13 protein-coding genes are annotated in these 15859 nt (G+C 46.0%); all 13 read right to left on the reverse strand.

Features of this window, described 5'->3' with window-relative positions; translation table 11 throughout:
- Nucleotides 1-253 precede the first annotated feature (253 nt).
- Nucleotides 254-1510 carry a glycosyltransferase family 4 protein gene (locus FN782_RS08915; RefSeq protein ID WP_142505442.1) on the reverse strand — a complete coding sequence of 419 codons (1257 nt, stop codon included), beginning with the start codon at nt 1508-1510 and terminating at the stop codon, nt 254-256.
- Nucleotides 1511-1532: 22 nt separating this feature from the next.
- Nucleotides 1533-2633 (reverse strand): glycosyltransferase family 4 protein, encoded by a 1101-nt coding sequence (locus FN782_RS08920; RefSeq protein WP_142505443.1) that lies wholly within the window; start codon nt 2631-2633, stop codon nt 1533-1535.
- A 14-nt stretch (nt 2634-2647) separates the two neighbouring features.
- A complete protein-coding gene (locus FN782_RS08925) occupies nt 2648-4054 on the reverse strand; it encodes an O-antigen ligase family protein (RefSeq protein ID WP_142505444.1) in 1407 nt (468 codons plus the stop codon).
- Nucleotides 4055-4059: 5 nt separating this feature from the next.
- Nucleotides 4060-5523, reverse strand: a complete 1464-nt coding sequence (locus tag FN782_RS08930; RefSeq protein WP_142505445.1) for a lipopolysaccharide biosynthesis protein — start codon at nt 5521-5523, stop codon at nt 4060-4062.
- Between the two features lie 16 nt (nt 5524-5539).
- Complete coding sequence (locus tag FN782_RS08935) at nt 5540-6280, reverse strand: acyltransferase (RefSeq protein WP_142505446.1); 741 nt, start codon at nt 6278-6280, stop codon at nt 5540-5542.
- 19 nt (nt 6281-6299) lie between these two features.
- Nucleotides 6300-7613 (reverse strand): nucleotide sugar dehydrogenase, encoded by a 1314-nt coding sequence (locus tag FN782_RS08940; RefSeq protein WP_142505447.1) that lies wholly within the window; start codon nt 7611-7613, stop codon nt 6300-6302.
- A gap of 6 nt (nt 7614-7619) precedes the next feature.
- Nucleotides 7620-8744 carry a DegT/DnrJ/EryC1/StrS family aminotransferase gene (locus FN782_RS08945; protein ID WP_142505448.1) on the reverse strand — a complete coding sequence of 375 codons (1125 nt, stop codon included), beginning with the start codon at nt 8742-8744 and terminating at the stop codon, nt 7620-7622.
- Nucleotides 8741-9796 (reverse strand): Gfo/Idh/MocA family protein, encoded by a 1056-nt coding sequence (locus tag FN782_RS08950; RefSeq protein WP_142505449.1) that lies wholly within the window; start codon nt 9794-9796, stop codon nt 8741-8743. The genes FN782_RS08945 and FN782_RS08950 overlap by 4 nt, the downstream gene beginning before the upstream one ends.
- A 165-nt stretch (nt 9797-9961) precedes the next feature.
- On the reverse strand, nt 9962-11149 hold the full coding sequence (locus FN782_RS08955; RefSeq protein WP_142505450.1) for a glycosyltransferase family 4 protein: 1188 nt from the start codon (nt 11147-11149) through the stop codon (nt 9962-9964).
- A 49-nt stretch (nt 11150-11198) separates the two neighbouring features.
- On the reverse strand, nt 11199-12263 hold the full coding sequence (wecB, locus tag FN782_RS08960) for a non-hydrolyzing UDP-N-acetylglucosamine 2-epimerase (RefSeq protein ID WP_142505451.1): 1065 nt from the start codon (nt 12261-12263) through the stop codon (nt 11199-11201).
- 218 nt (nt 12264-12481) lie between these two features.
- Entirely contained in the window at nt 12482-12916 is a 435-nt protein-coding gene (gene fabZ / locus FN782_RS08965; RefSeq protein WP_246064903.1) for a 3-hydroxyacyl-ACP dehydratase FabZ, read from the reverse strand.
- Nucleotides 12917-13150: 234 nt separating this feature from the next.
- Nucleotides 13151-14467, reverse strand: a complete 1317-nt coding sequence (locus tag FN782_RS08970) for an NAD-dependent malic enzyme (RefSeq protein ID WP_142505452.1) — start codon at nt 14465-14467, stop codon at nt 13151-13153.
- Between the two features lie 219 nt (nt 14468-14686).
- A complete protein-coding gene (locus tag FN782_RS08975) occupies nt 14687-15604 on the reverse strand; it encodes a DNA-directed RNA polymerase subunit beta (protein ID WP_142505453.1) in 918 nt (305 codons plus the stop codon).
- Nucleotides 15605-15859 lie beyond the last annotated feature (255 nt).

A 15859-nucleotide genomic window follows, 5' to 3' on the forward strand; every position in this document is an offset into this window, starting at 1 on the left:
CCCCCATTTAGTAAAACGTGAGCTGAACCCGCAAAGTTCCATAACAAAAAAGGAAAAATTCACTTGTTCATCCAGGGCAGTTTCTTTCAACCCTACACCAGTTCACCAGAACAATAAAGATTTATCCGATGGCGAATTCATGAACAAAAGACAACATCCTTCATCCAACCATGATGAAATGAAACCATCCATATAAGCGGAAAACACCGGGTGAAGCCGGTGTTTTCAAAAGAGTGCCAGAGGTAACGGACATTTATCCTGATCGTTTCACTTCGTTTATTTTCCTGATTCCATTGCACAATAGAGACTCCAATTCCCGATAAAGATGGGCAGCCAATTTTTGCCTGTCCCCATACTGCTCAATATACCATCGACCCCGATTGGCAATTTGTTCTTTTTCATGGACAGAAAAACTTCTGATCCGTACGATCGCCTCAGCTAACCCTTGTGCACTTTCCGCCCCGCTGAACAAACCGAGACGGTTCCCCTCCACAATTTCACGAACTTCTCCGTCAACTGTCGTTATAATGGGCTTACCCACATACATATAGTCAAACAATTTATTTGGACGAGCTCCCCGAAAGATTTCATTGTCGGCCAGAGAAATGACACCGCAATCAGCAGCATCGATATAGTTATAGATCTCATCTTTGGAAACAGGGGCGTAGAAATGGACATTGTGTAACCCGCGCTCCTTTTTGATCTTCTGGAGACGATTTTTTTCAGGTCCATCTCCGATTAAGACAATCGCATAATGATCTGGCAGATATTCTCCCGCTCGTACCACATATTCCAGTGCGTTAGCTGGACCGTGGGCGCCGGCGTAAAGTGTTAGAAACTGATGCGGAGCAATCCCCATTCGACGTCGACAGGTTTTTCTCTTCATGGAATCCGGTTTCCAGGAGCCCTTGACAATACCGTTGGGAATCAGTGAGATTTTGGCTGCGTCAATCCCCTTGGATTGAATAAATTTGCGCTGATATTCCGTTAAAACAACGATTTTATTCGCTTTTTTATATAAAAACCGTTCCAAACCGGATAAGACTTTGATCATCAGCGGGTTTTTTAATCCGCCCATTTTTACCAACGTATCCGGCCACAGATCCCGTACTTCCAATACAAATGGGCATCGTTTCACCTTGGAAAGAATCCAACCGGACAGAGGTGTCAAGAGGTGGGGAGTGGAAGCAAATAACACATCGGGTCGCCTTCGAAACAACCCTTTTAGTAAAAAGAGGAACGCAAAGCTCAACATATTCAACACACGTCGAATATCATTTTCACTATGGGGGAAAGACCAAATCCACCGCAGATGAAGCCCTGGGACAGGTTTCAGCTCACGCTTGGATTCTTCATCAATCGCCCGGCGTCTGGAATGATTGAATGAGGAAAGCCACAATGTTACTTCCGTTTGTTCTTCATTCGTCCACTCACAGGCCAGTTCATAATGTCGGGTAATCCCGCCGATATTCGGGGGAACAGCATAGTGATTGGCGATCCAAATATGCAATTCGCTTCACTCCCTCAATCCCTCAAAGCTTTTGGTAAAGCTGAATCAACTTTTTTTCTTCCACATTCCAGTTGTAAACATTCCGATATGCTCTCTCTCCATTTTTACCCATCTGTTTTCTCCGTTGATCATTCGTCAGAATCTCGGTCACCTTTTCAGCCATCTCTTCAGGGTTCAATGGATCAACGGTAACACCCGCTCCGCTTCCTTCAACAATCTCCCTCCACAATGGAAAGTTCGTTGCCACAACCGGCAACCCAGCCGACATATATTCAAACAGCTTAATGGGAAGTGATTCCCTGTAATTCTCCACTGGATGGAGGCAAACCAGTCCCACTTTTCCTCTTGCCAGCCACCTATGGACTTCTTCAAAGGGGATTCGTCCATGAAGATAAACTCCGTTCTTTTGAAGCTGTTCTTCATTGCGGTCCTCCGGTTTGATATGCTGGAGCGGTCCAATCAGGTGAAGTTCAGCGTTTAAAGAGGGAGACAGATAATCCATCATTTTCACCATTTCACGGTATCCTCGAAGGTATGATATCCCTCCCACATAAAGAATCCGGTTTGTTTCTTCCCCTTCCGGATGAATAGCTGGAAAAGGGAGCGGATAATTTTTGATTACCGTCACCTGTGGACAAGAGGCAAAATTGCGGGCAATCGGTTCCGTCGCGGTCACGACAGCCGCCAGTTGTCTTGCTGTCCATTTTTCAACCCGATCCGCAACCCAGGAAACTATTTTTCTTAAGGGAGCCGGGATCCATGGTTTGGTTTGAATCTGTTTTGGCAAATCCTCATGGGCATCGTAAATAACAGATGAACCCGTGATCCACTGAATCAACACACCCCAGGGAAGCAGCTCCGGATCATGAAAATGAAACCGATCTGCACCGCTGGAAAGGGCCCTTCGAAACAAACGCCAACCTCCCAAAAGTCGCATCCATTTGTTGTCCGGTTTAGGCAAGCCTACAATTTGGATACCTTGTATTTTGCGCCAGTCAAAGTCTGCAAGCGCATGCAGTTCCACATCATATCCGGCTTTTGCCAAAGAGACAGCTTCTTTATGAAACACACGGGAGTCATTGTAATGGTGTACGGAGGTGAATATCATGACTTTGCCCTTCACATGACGACTCTCCTTTAAGTTGACCCTTCAGCCTTTGCGACCCTTTCTTGTTCCCTTTCTCCTACGGCAACCACGGCCAATGCAAAGCCATATACAATCCACATTGGGGTGAAGTGAATGGCCGTACTGGGAGACATCGCTCCAAAAACATAACCGATTAAAGCGATCAGGCTGGCAGTGGCCCCCCATCGAATCACCGGGGATAGACCCGTATTTGTAATCCGTGCCAACCTCCACAATCTGTGAAGAAGCCAAATATATAAACACATATACAAGGTAAAAACCAATACACCAAAGTTCACAAGGATCTCTGCCCACCAATTGTGTATATTGGTCTTGTTATATACATTGGGGGCACCTTCCATGAAATATTCAATATTTCCGGCCCCCACCCCCAGGTAGTTACTGTGATGAAGAAATCGCAATCCATTGATAATCAACGCTTTTCGTATGCTGATGCTTTTACCCTCCGGAGCAGGGTCACCCGACTCTACTACATCCCCATCCTGCTGAAGTTGCCAGTCTTTCTGTAGATTCTGGATCACTCCCATCGTTGTTCCCAATTTGTCACGGATCTGTGGAGATATCAGAGTGGAGCTGAGAACCGCGACCAATAGAATGCCCAGAAAAACCCAGCCCACTCCTTTCAAAAAGTGACGGCGAAGCTTTGTACGTTCCACCGTAAAGAAAATAGATATCAACCAGCTGATTGTGATCAAAGGCAATGCAAAACCACTGTTGCTTCTGGAACCGGTAATCAATAGACAGCTCAGGGCTATAATCCCCGTGGTATAGATCAATCCCTTATTTCGACGACGCATGGGAATCATGTACAGAGCCGTAACCAAAAAAGGGAGCCCCAATGTAATGGTTGTGGCAAAATCGTTTTGGTTGGTAAAAAACGACGTTGGATAGGGAACATTTTGTTCATAATAGCGGGAGACGGGAAGGTGCCACAAAAAAACGGATTCAGACAAGCCAAAAACAACTAGGATGAAAAATACACCAAACAAAACCTTGGAGGTATTCTCCATGTTCAGGTGATTTTTAATGAATAGCGGAAAAGACAGACATAAGCTGAGCATGATTAGAAGAAAAGCAGAATATCTCAATCCTTTATAGAGATCGGCAACCCAGGTCAGGGAAACCGTTGCATACAGAATCCAAAAAGCAAAAAATGCGGTAAACCATCTGACAGGATACATATGTGAAGATTCCAGCGAATGTTCATTGACCCACCGAATGACCAGTCCGGCCACCAATAAGAAAAACGTGGCACGAAAAAATGTGACATTGAGCCATGGGTCAGACGTTCCCCATGGAACTTGAACCCCCAATGTCGGACCCAAAACAGCAAATACCACCATAAGATGGAACAGCCGATTGAGTTGTTGTGATCCCGGTAGAAGCAATGAACTCATCCAACTCACCTTTTTCCAATGATTTTCGGCAACCGGTGTCGAAGATAAGCAATGGATTCAGTATTAAACAAACCGGTCAAGAAGACGGACGCTACCATAACAGCCAAGGCGGTCAGATAATAAATCCACATTCCTTCCCAACCTGCTACCTGTCCCCATGTGATAAAAGAAAGTGTTGCCAGGTATATCAAGAGATAAACGAGCATTCTGCGCATGCGGAAATCCACCTGATATACTTTTTGGCTCTTGCGATAAATGGATAAAAAAGCATACAAGTATGTGACGACATTCATTACCGCAGTTCCCCATGGACCGAAGACAGGGATCAACAGAGCATTACCCGCCAAATAGATCCCTGCTGCAACTAGGAATGTCTTTGAGATATCCTTTGTCTTTTTCTGGATTAAAAGTCCAACGCCGACAATCAAATGCATGGTGTTCAGCATTGTTCCTGTTGCCAACATCCAGACAAACGGATACGCGTCAAAATACTCCTTCTTTCCGGCTACAACCTGAATGAGCGGTTCAATAAAAAAGGTAAGAAACAGAATGAAGAAGGTTCCTACCACAAGAAATGCTCGACCCAACAGGCTGTAGATATCGGGAGCATCTTCCCGTTCCTTGATTGAAACAGAAAAGGGTCGCCAAGCCAGTTGAAAAGCCGTCGTCAAAAGGGCAATCATACTGGCGAAGCGAAGAGCCAAGCCAAAAATCCCCGCTGCATCGGAAGAAACCATATGATAGATCATGGGACGACTGACAGCATTCATCACCCAAAAAGCAAACAATGCCGGTAACAGTGGAATTCCATAGCTTAACAGGTCATTGATATGCTTTTTCTTCACTGACAGGGTAAATTTGTCTCGGTAGTACCATAACAGGACAGCCGCCACCAGGGATTGTGCCAGAATCTGTCCATAGAAAATCCCCAGAACGCCTTGTTTTTCTACAACAACAAAGTAAACACTGGCAATCGATGAACCGATTACAAAGCTCATGCTTCCAAAGTTAAATGTCCAAACTTGCCGGCTGAAGCGGGCATAAGCCAGTGTCTGCTGAATGATCACGTTAAAAACAATCACTAAAACCGCTAATGTCAAAAGATGTGGATATCCTTGGGGGTCCTCATACAAAAGGAGTGCCGAAGGCTCACTCAAAAAAGACATAAGGGCAAGAAAAGCCAGACTGATCAAAGCTGGGACTCCCACTGCTGCCGTAAAATAGCGATTGCGCTCTTCTTCATCCTTTGCTTCAAAATAATAATAAGCAAACGCCGTATCGGTACCCAAAATGCACAGATAAGTGAGAACCATTGCAATGGTGTTGGTTAAATCCCAGTCGCCGAATTCAGATGTCTGAAGCTGGCGTGTATAAACCGGCACCAAGAGAAAGCTGACAATTTTGTTTCCCATTAAGGCCACAGCAAACGCAGTGGAATCAGAGAACAGTTGTTTAATCTTGGTCAGCATAGCGCTTTTACCTCTCTTACTCGCGCATCAGCTCCCTTTCCGGAACCGGTCGCAATGCATGGGCCGGCACCCCGACATAGACCATGGCAGGTTCCGTATCCCGGTTAACCACCGCACCTGCGGCAATGAAGCACTCCTGTGCAACAACCACACCAGGCAACAAGATTGCACCTCCCCCAATCCGGGCTCTTCGTTTAACAATCGGTCCCTGTACAGACTTGAAACGTTCCTCGGTTCGACCCATGAAGTTGTCATTGGTGGTTACTACACCCGGAGCAATGAATACATCCTCCTCCACCCGGGAATAGGCAGTGATATACGCGTTGGATTGTATTTTGGTGCGGGAGCCGACCTTCACTTGGTTTTCAAGAGCCACACCCCGGCCAATCACTACCCTGTTATCGATTGTGCACTTTTCTCGAATAAAGGACTGATCCGCCACCAGAACCTCCCGTCCGATGTAACTTCCTCGATAAAGGACAGTGTTGGCCCCAATTGTGCATTCTTCTCCAATCACCAATTCTGAAAGATCAGCATCCACCTTCACCGTGCTCGTTTTTGCCGGCCGGGGCCATCGTCCGACCACTGTATGGTCATCAATAACCGACCCATTTCCAATAACTGTATCCGAATGGATGGTTACATGGTTGCCGACCGTGACATTATCACCTAAAACAGCTCCCTCTTCAATAAGGGTAAAATGGCCTATACGTACATCTCTCCCAATCCGGGCAGTTGGATGGATCAATTGACTCATGCCGAATCCTCCATTTGGATTAGATCTTTTCGTAGTCTGCTGAGATCGACTGAATGTTTTTCATTCCATTTCGCGTATCAAATATTACTTTGGCATGATTGGCGATAAACTGATAGTCGTATACGCTATGGTCTGTTGTGATTAATACAATATCCGATGAGGCCAATAATTCCTCTGTCAATGTCTGACTTTCATAGGATCGCCCATTAAGCTGAAAAGATGAAATATACGGATCATTCACCCAAATTCGGGCACCTTTTTTCTCAAGCTTATGGATCACCTCAATTGCAGGTGACTCCCGGATATCATCAATATCTTTTTTATACGTGACGCCCAGAAGAAGGACGTTGGAGCCTTTCAATGGTTTTCCATGACGGTTTAGCATTTGTATCGTGCGTTCCACCACAAAGTCGGGCATATAATTGTTGATTTCCCCTGCCAGTTCAATCAACCGGGTATGGTACTTATACTCTCTGGCTTTCCATGTCAGATAGTACGGATCAATCGGAATACAATGTCCTCCCAATCCGGGCCCTGGGTAGAAAGGCATAAAACCGTAAGGCTTTGTTTTTGCAGCCTCAAGCACTTCCCAGTAGTCAATCCCCATTTTGTTACAAAGAATCGCCATTTCATTCGCTAAAGCAATATTAATATTTCGAAAGGTATTCTCCAGGATTTTTTCCATTTCAGCAACTGCCGGAACGGAAACCTCAAACACTTCACCTTCCAGCACATTGCGATAAAGGGCGGCAGCCACACGGGTGCAGTCTTTTGTCACGCCCCCTACCACTCTGGGCGTGTTTTTCGTTTTGTAAACTTTGTTCCCCGGATCAACCCGTTCCGGAGAAAAGGCAAGAAAAAAACCTTCACCCACTTTTAGGCCGCTTTCCTCCAAAATGGGCAAAACCACCTCTTCCGTTGTTCCCGGATACGTCGTACTTTCCAAAACAACCAACATGCCCGGATGAATCCGCTTGGCAATCTCTCTGGCAGAAGCCTCCACGTAAGAAGTGTCCGGTTGTTGGTACTGGTCAAGAGGTGTAGGAACACAAATCGCCACTGCATCCACTTCGCTGATATCGGAGTAGTTGGTTGTCGCCCGCAACTGTCCGGTCTGCACCATTCGGGTCAGTTCTTCGTCCACCACATCCCCAATATAATTGATCCCTTGGTTTACCATATCCACACGCTTTTGCTGAATATCAAAACCGATGACGCGGTATCCGGCATTTGCCTTTTCTACAGCCAATGGAAGTCCCACATACCCCAGACCCACCACACCGATCACGGCTTCTTTCCGATCGATTTTTTCCAATACTTTTTCAGCGATCATTCAGCCTCAACCCTTTTCACCATAAGTGAAAAACTGTTTGATTGCTTTCACCACTTGGAACTGACTTTCTTCGTCCAACTCTGGATGGAGGGGAAGCGCCATTGATCTTTTACATATTTTCTCAGATATCGGAAAATCTCCTTCTTGATACCCCAAACTTTTGTATACTTCTTGAAGATGGAGTGGAACCGGATAGTAGGCTGCTGTAGCAATTCCCTCGCTTTTAAGATGGGTGATCAATGCATCCCGCCGGTCTGTCTGAATGATGTACAAATGGTAGATATGCGTTCGGTCTCTTTCAGCAAAAGGCGTTATCACCGGAACGTCCTTCAGCAGTTGATTATAGAGGGTGGCTCGTTTCCTGCGAGCCTCATTCCATCGATCTAGATATGGAAGTTTCACTCTTAGTAGCGCGGCCTGCAATTCATCTAGCCGACTGTTGTATCCAACCGAGGCATGATGGTATTTGGATTGAGGACTTCGACCATGTACACGCAGACGGCGGATTTTTTCATTCAATCCTTCATCACTGGTAACCACCATTCCACCGTCTCCATATCCACCCAGATTTTTGGTGGGAAAAAAAGAGAACGTGCTGGCATCTCCGAATGAACCGATCTTCTGTCCTTTATATTCCGCCCCGATCGCCTGGGCGGCATCCTCAAGCACCCAAAGACCATGATCCCTGGCAACATCCATCACTTCATCCATGTCCACAGGCTGGCCAAAAATATGAACCGGAATGACCGCCTTGGTTTTATCCGTTATTTTTTCTTTTAATTGGGAGACATCCAAATTATATGTTTGTGGGTCCACATCCACAAATACAGGTCGGGCGCCCAATTGGGAGACAACTTCTGCTGTTGCAAAGAACGTAAAGGGGGTTGTAATCACTTCATCCCCTGGACCCACCCCCCAAGCATCCAATGTCAACTGAAGGGCATCGGTCCCGTTGGCAACACCGATCCCAAAGCGTGTACCGCACAATGCGGCCACTTCCCTTTCCAGAGCTTCCACTTCTGTACCCAGGATATACCGACCACTTTCCAAAACGCGGCTGATCGCTTCTTGAATGTCATCCTGTATCTGACGGTACTGTGCTTGAAGATCAAGCAAAGGGATCTCCTTCATTTCATCTCTCCCTCTTTTCCAACAAATTCTTCAAGGAGATCATCGATATAAACGGATTGGCCGGTCTCGGCCGATCTCTGACAAGCTACAGCCAGACTGAGTGCTCGCATACCATCTTCCCCGGTCACTAAAGGACGGCTCCCTTTTTGAACCGCTTCAGTCATATCCTGAATCAAACAGTGATGACCGGGAATGCCGTATGGATTATCATTCACCCGCCGCATCACCGCTTCTGTCTCTCCATCCGTCATATCTGCAAACTTCCAGGCTTGAATCCAGTTGGCGGTTGGACCTCCGACCACCGCAGTTCCGGTCTCACCAAACAGAGATAATGATTCTTCCAGATTACGCGGATAAAGTGTTACAGCCGCTTCAACCACTCCAAGAGCCCCGTTTTTAAAGGTCAGAATCGATACGGATGTATCTTCTGTTTCAATGTTACGTAGGCGGGTCGAGTGAAAGGATGATACTTTCTCCACCTCTCCCATCATCCAGAGAAGGAGATCCAGGTTATGAATCGCTTGATTCATCAACACACCACCATCCATCCTGCGGGTGCCACGCCATGAAGCTTGGTCGTAATACTCCTGATCCCGATTCCAGCGAACCGTCGCATTGGCGTGACTGAACGTTCCAAAAGCCCCCTCTTCCACCCGGCATCTCAATGCCCGGATGGCTGGGCGAAACCGATTGGGATGCACCACACTCAGCTGGACACCATGATGGTCACAAGCCTGAACCATGCGAACAGCATCCGTGAGTGTCAAAGCCATTGGCTTTTCTACGACAATATGCTTTCCCTGTTCAGCCGCCCGTACAGTCAAATCAGCGTGGAGACCGCTTGGAGTGCATATATTCACCACATCCACATCCGGGGAGGTCAGGATTTCCATCACATCCGTGCTCCCCGACACTCCCTGTTCGGTAAAATGTGTCAGCTTATCGGGATCTTTATCACAAACCCGAACCAATTTGGCTCCATCTACATCATCGATGGCTTTCTTGTGTTTTTTCGCAATATGCCCACAACCGATAATCCCATACCGTATCATCCTGATCCCTCTCCCCCCAATCGATCAAACAGGTCCGAGTTATATTTCTGTATTGTTACATTGTTACAATGAGGTTACAAACAATGTAGCATAGATTAGGTGGATGGATATTGTTTCGGGCGATTCTTAAAAAAATCTTAGCGATCTGTTAAAAAATATTTATATTTACAAAAGATCTTGGTACAAACCCTTCATTTTTTCCGCATTCTTTTGCCAAGTGTAGGAGCCGGATTCGGAATAGGCGCGCTCACCCATATCGCGGGCCAGTTCTTCATTTTCCACCAACAAAGTGGATAAACAGTGGGCCAATGCTTCCGGATTCTTCGGTTCCACCAAAAAACCCGTTTTACGGTGCTGAAGGACCTCGGAAATTCCTCCGACATCCGTCGCCACCACCGGCTTGCCACACCCCATGGCTTCCAAAAGAACGGATGGTAACCCTTCACTTAAACTAGGCAGGACAACGACATCACAACTGTTAATCCACCAAGGAATCTCATCGTGTGGTTTCCGTCCCACAAATTGAACGTTTTTTTGAATCCCGCTTTCCCTCGCCTGTTTCTTTAGTTGGGATCTGAGGGGGCCATCTCCCAACAAATACAATTGAACATCAACAGACTGGTGAATCAGTTTGGCAAACGCTTGCAAAAGATATTCAATCCCCTTCACTTTATAGAAATTGCCGATAAACAGAACATGCTTTTTCTCCTTTGGCAACCCCAGCTTTTGTCGAGCTTCATTCAAGGGTCGCGGATAAAAACGTTGCGGATCAAATCCATTGTATATCGTGACCGCCTCCACCCCGGCCACAATCTGTTGAGCATCCCGTTTCAAACGTTGACTGACTGTTACTACATGATCCAAAGTGCGCAAGGCAGACTCTGTTCGAGCGAAGACACCCCGACTCCGGAATGGATAGATCCGTATATCGGAGCCGTGAATGGTGCTTACCACCGGAACCTGAAACGTTTTTTTCAGTAGGCTTCCGGCATATCCATCCGGGTAAATGGTATGACAATGAATAAGGTCAAAGGGAAAACATTCCCTCAGTTTTTCCAGTTTTTCATGCAGTGACTGAAAATAAAGGTATCCATAAGCTTGAAAAAAGAGTCCTCCAGGAAACATCCAGGTGGGAACATAGCGAATCGGAATGCCATCCATCGTAGCGACTTTGGGAAACCGACGAAATGATCTCCATTTCGGGTAAAACGGAAATCGCGGGATCGGTGAGACAACTTGACAATTCACTTCCAACGCTTTTAATGCTTTCACCTGATTGTGCACAAAAATTCCGGACATTGGGTTCGCAGGGTTTGGATACATATGTGAAATAACCAGTATATTGAGACTCATGATGTTAAACGCTCTTCCCTTCTGGCACAGGAACCTCCATCTTTGTGGTTCACTGTGGTTTAATGAGATGTTTCACAATACGTTGTGATGCATTTCCCTCCCCAAAGATCGGTTTTACATTAGAAAAATCTACCTGGAAATGTTCCGCATGTTGGACGATTTTCCTTTTATCTGATCCAACCAAGATATTGGCCTTTTGTTCAATGGTTTCCGTCCACTCTGTTTCATCACGCATGGTAATACAAGGAACATTCAGTAAAAACGCTTCTTTTTGAACGCCTCCCGAATCTGTCAGAATTTTGGATGCATTGGCTTCCAACTGAATCATATCAAGATAACCGACTGGCTCAATCACTTTTAAACGGGGATTGGTAAATGACAAGCCAGACTGCTTGATTTTATTTCGAGTTCGGGGGTGAAGCGGCAATACAGCCGGTTTGGAAAGATGATTTAAGGCAGAAACGATGTTTTCTAGGCGGTGATCCACATCGGTGTTTTCTGCACGATGAAAGGTGACCAACAGGTATTCTTTCGGCTTGATTTCCAACCGTTCCAAAATGTTGGAATGATCCAAGGCAAGTTTCCGGTTGAATTGTAAAGCATCTGCCATGACATCACCCACATTGTACACTCCCCGTGTTATTCCCTCCGAAGATAAATGCTGTACAGCTGTTGTGGTTGGACAAAACAGGAGTGTGGATAGTTGATCCGTCAACACTCGGTTAATCTCTTCAGGCATCCGACGATTGAAGCTGCGCAAGCCCGCCTCCACATGAGCAATCGGAAGATGCATTTTGGATGCTGCCAATGCACCAGCCAGGGTACTGTTGGTATCTCCGTAAACCAATACCCAATCCGGTTTTTCCGTCAACAGGACACGTTCCACTTCACTCAACATCTCACCTGTTTGAGCTCCATGGGATTTGGAACCAATCCCTAGGTGATAATCGGGATGCGGAATGTTCAATTCCTTAAAAAAAATATGAGACATGGATGTATCATAATGTTGACCGGTATGAACCAGAATCTCTTTTCCATAACGACGAAGAGCACGGGATACGGGAGCTGCCTTGATAAATTGGGGTCGGGCTCCTACAACGGTTACTACTTTCATATCAATCCCCTCCAAGAATTATTCGTGGGAAATACAAATGAGCCCTTGTAAAAAACGGATAACCTTTACCCAAGGTTCCAAAATTCACCCCCTTTTAACCAATTCTTTACAAATAAAAAACAAAGCAATCCCTTATTTGATTTTATTTTCCAAAAAAATCAAAAACAAGCCCTTTCAACCAGGGCTTGTTCCAACCAACAATCGGTATCTACATATTTTTATTCCTGATCCTGAAAGGCAAACAAAAGTTCAGCTTCTGCAACTACCTGATTGTTGACACGGGCCACTCCTTTTCCCCTGCCAAGGGATGAACGCAAACGCAGCATCTCCACTTCCAGGTGCAATATATCGCCTGGCTTCACTTGCCCTCGAAAACGGCACTTTTCTATACCGGCAAGTAAACCGATTTTCCCCCTGTTTTCTTCCATCCCCAAAACCGCCACAGCTCCCACTTGAGCCAGAGCTTCAACGATCAGGACACCGGGCATCACAGGATACTGGGGGAAATGTCCTTGAAAAAACGGCTCATTCACCGTCACATTTTTAACGCCCACCGCTTTTTTACCCATCTCGCATTCCAAGATTTGATCCACCAATAAAAATGGATATCGGTGGGGAATCACTTTTTGTATTTGTGTGATATCCAGTTTCATCTGAATCCCTTCCCTTTTCATGGGTCCATTCGAACCGCAAACTTCAACTTGATTGTAACACAAAGAAAATCTCCCATAAAAAGAACCTTCAAAAAAAAGCTGTACCATCAATATGAATCAGGAAATCCTTCTTTGATGTATGAAAGTTATTGTTTGTCATTACAATAAAAATACCCCTCCATATATGGAGGGTTCAAATAAAGGCACCGGGGATCATCCCTGGTGCTTTTTATTTCACAAATTCCTTTTTGCCTTGGCTTCCACTGCCTGTGAAACCACACTGTGAACACGCGGGTCCAATGGATGTGGAACCAATTCCCCTTTTTTGGTGCTGTCTGCAATCGCTTCAGCTGCTGCCACCAGCATATCATGGGTGATCTCTTTCGCCCTGGCATTCAGGGCTCCCCGGAAAATTCCCGGAAATCCTAAAACATTGTTGACAGAACGACCATCAGCGGCATAAGCGGCTCCCGCCTCAAGCGCTGCTTCCGCCTCAATTTCCGGCTTGGGATTAGAAAGAGCAAGAATGATCTGCCCTTTTTTCACCCATTCTTTCTGAATCAACCCCGGAACCCCCGTCGTAGTTACCACGATGTCGGATCGTTCCATCAGTTCTTCCAGACTGTCAATGGTTTCTCCACCGTAATCTTGCAAATATTTTTTGGCTGCTTCCGATTTATCCGCTCCAATCACCTGACGAACACCATAAGCCATAAACATCCGACAAATGGCAAGCCCTGCCGCTCCAAGCCCAACTTGGCCCACCACGGCCTCCTTCAGATTGACACCCGTATGCCTTGATGCGGAAATGACTGCGGCCAGCGTTACAACAGCGGTACCATGCTGGTCATCATGCATCACCGGGATATCCAATTCTTTCTTCAGCCGCTCTTCCACTTCAAAACAATGGGGAGATCCAATATCCTCCAACAAGATCCCACCAAATCCGGACGCGATATGTTTTACCGTTTGAACGATGGCATCCGGATCCTTTGTCGACAAAAGGATCGGAATCCCGCTGATACCCACAAAACGATCAAAAAGAGCCGCCTTTCCTTCCATTACAGGCATACCGGCCAAAGGCCCCACATCGCCCAATCCCAGAATTGCCGTTCCATCTGTTACAATGGCAACATTATTCCCAATTCCTGTATATAAACGAGCTTTCTCCGGCTCTTTTTGAATCAAACGACACACATCCGCCACACCCGGAGTATATACCCGGCGCAGATCTGCGAGAGAACGAACATCCAAACGGCTCTTCATATGAATTTTACCACCTTCATGCGCCCGCAACACATCATCGGAGACGGCATGAAGATGGATTCCGTTCCCCAGTTGGTTAATCGTATCCAATACTTTATTCAGTTGTTCCTCATGATCACAATGAACGGTGATGTTGCGAATGGTGGAAGTAGGCCCCACCTGAACCGTTTCAATATCTCCGATATCAACACCGGCTAAACCGATGGCAGAAGCTACTTTCCCCAAGTTTCCAGGAGCAGAAGGGGTCTCCACCACCAACGCTCTGATAATATTTCTGTCAATCACAAATGGACACCTCCGACCGACTACACCTTACAAAAGATCGCAAATGGTTTTTGTCTTCCAGCATTCTTCATGAGTGTCTTCTTCATCTATCCATTAGAGCTTGTATAATCAATGAGCACAATGTGATAAAACATAACAAATAAATGCAATATCAGCCCAAAAGCCAAAATCAAGAAAGAACCCGCCTCCACCGTCCAGGGATGGGAAGCGGGAACGGATTTAACCGTAAATCAAATTGTAAATGTGTTCCCACATATCCAAATCAAATACCTCACCGACGGGATCTTCTCCAATGACACTGTAACCGATTAATATTCCACCGACAAGGGCGGCTACTGCCAACAGAGGAAGCCAAAGAAAGACGAACATCATCCAACGGGGACGTTTCCGCTTTTTTTCTTCAGACGCTGACTGCTCATCCTCTAGAGGTTCTGTTTTGGAATCGGATGCTGGCTCGTCCGATGGAGAAAGCTCTTCCACTTCATCGGATGTGATTCCATCAGCTTTTGTCCATTTCAAGACACCAGCCGGCTTGCGATATTCCGATTGGTTTTCTGTATCTTCCAGATCTTCGTCTTCCTTCTTCGACCGTTCCACCTCTAGTCTATCTTCATCTTCCTGTTTCGACCCTTCCAAGTTCTGTCCATCTTCAACTTCCTGTATTTCTTCTGAAGAACCCTTTTCTGCGGAAGAAGTGTTTTCCGGGGTATTCGGATGTTCATCCAGTCTCTCTTGAAGTTGATTACTGATGACTTCCTCGTGATCCCTTTTTTGTGAAGATACGTCTGTCCGTTCTTTCTGTACTCCTTCATCAGATTCAACTTCCGTCTTATTTCCAACGGGATCTTGCCCTGTAACGGATTCAGAAGGATTCTCTTTTCTTTCATCCATATCCGCCGTATCTTCTTGCGCTTCTGTCATAGTAGATTCATTTGTTTCCTCAACCGCCGCTTCGGAAGAAAAACCCAAACCCTCTTCCTCGTGGGAAAGCGTGGATTTAGGTTCCGGTGTCTTCTTCATCGGTTCGGTTGCGGTATCCGATGTCTCCGACCGGAAATCTTTCGTTGTACGCAATTCATCTGTTTTTTGTTTTTGTTCCGGTTCACCGTCCCGGATCCGTTTCTTTTCCTGCTGCATTGCTATCCTCTCCGAGCAGCCATTAGTTTTAGTTAAAAGCCTGTCCTTTCAAAGGCCATACAAGTTATTTATAACCAACCCGAAACAAATCACCCAATGACAAATCCTCCATAGATGTAATATATCGCAATCAGGAAGCGAAGTCTACATTTGTTCAAACCATCTTTTTCAGCAGAAACCAGGCGGAACCTCGCTATTTCCCCCTGGATCTTTTTTGCATGTAAAACCGGGATCAACCGGATTTTATATGAATAT

It is taken from the genome of Melghirimyces algeriensis (assembly GCF_900182565.1).
In the GTDB taxonomy this organism is placed as follows: Bacteria; Bacillota; Bacilli; order Thermoactinomycetales; family DSM-45169; genus Melghirimyces; species Melghirimyces algeriensis.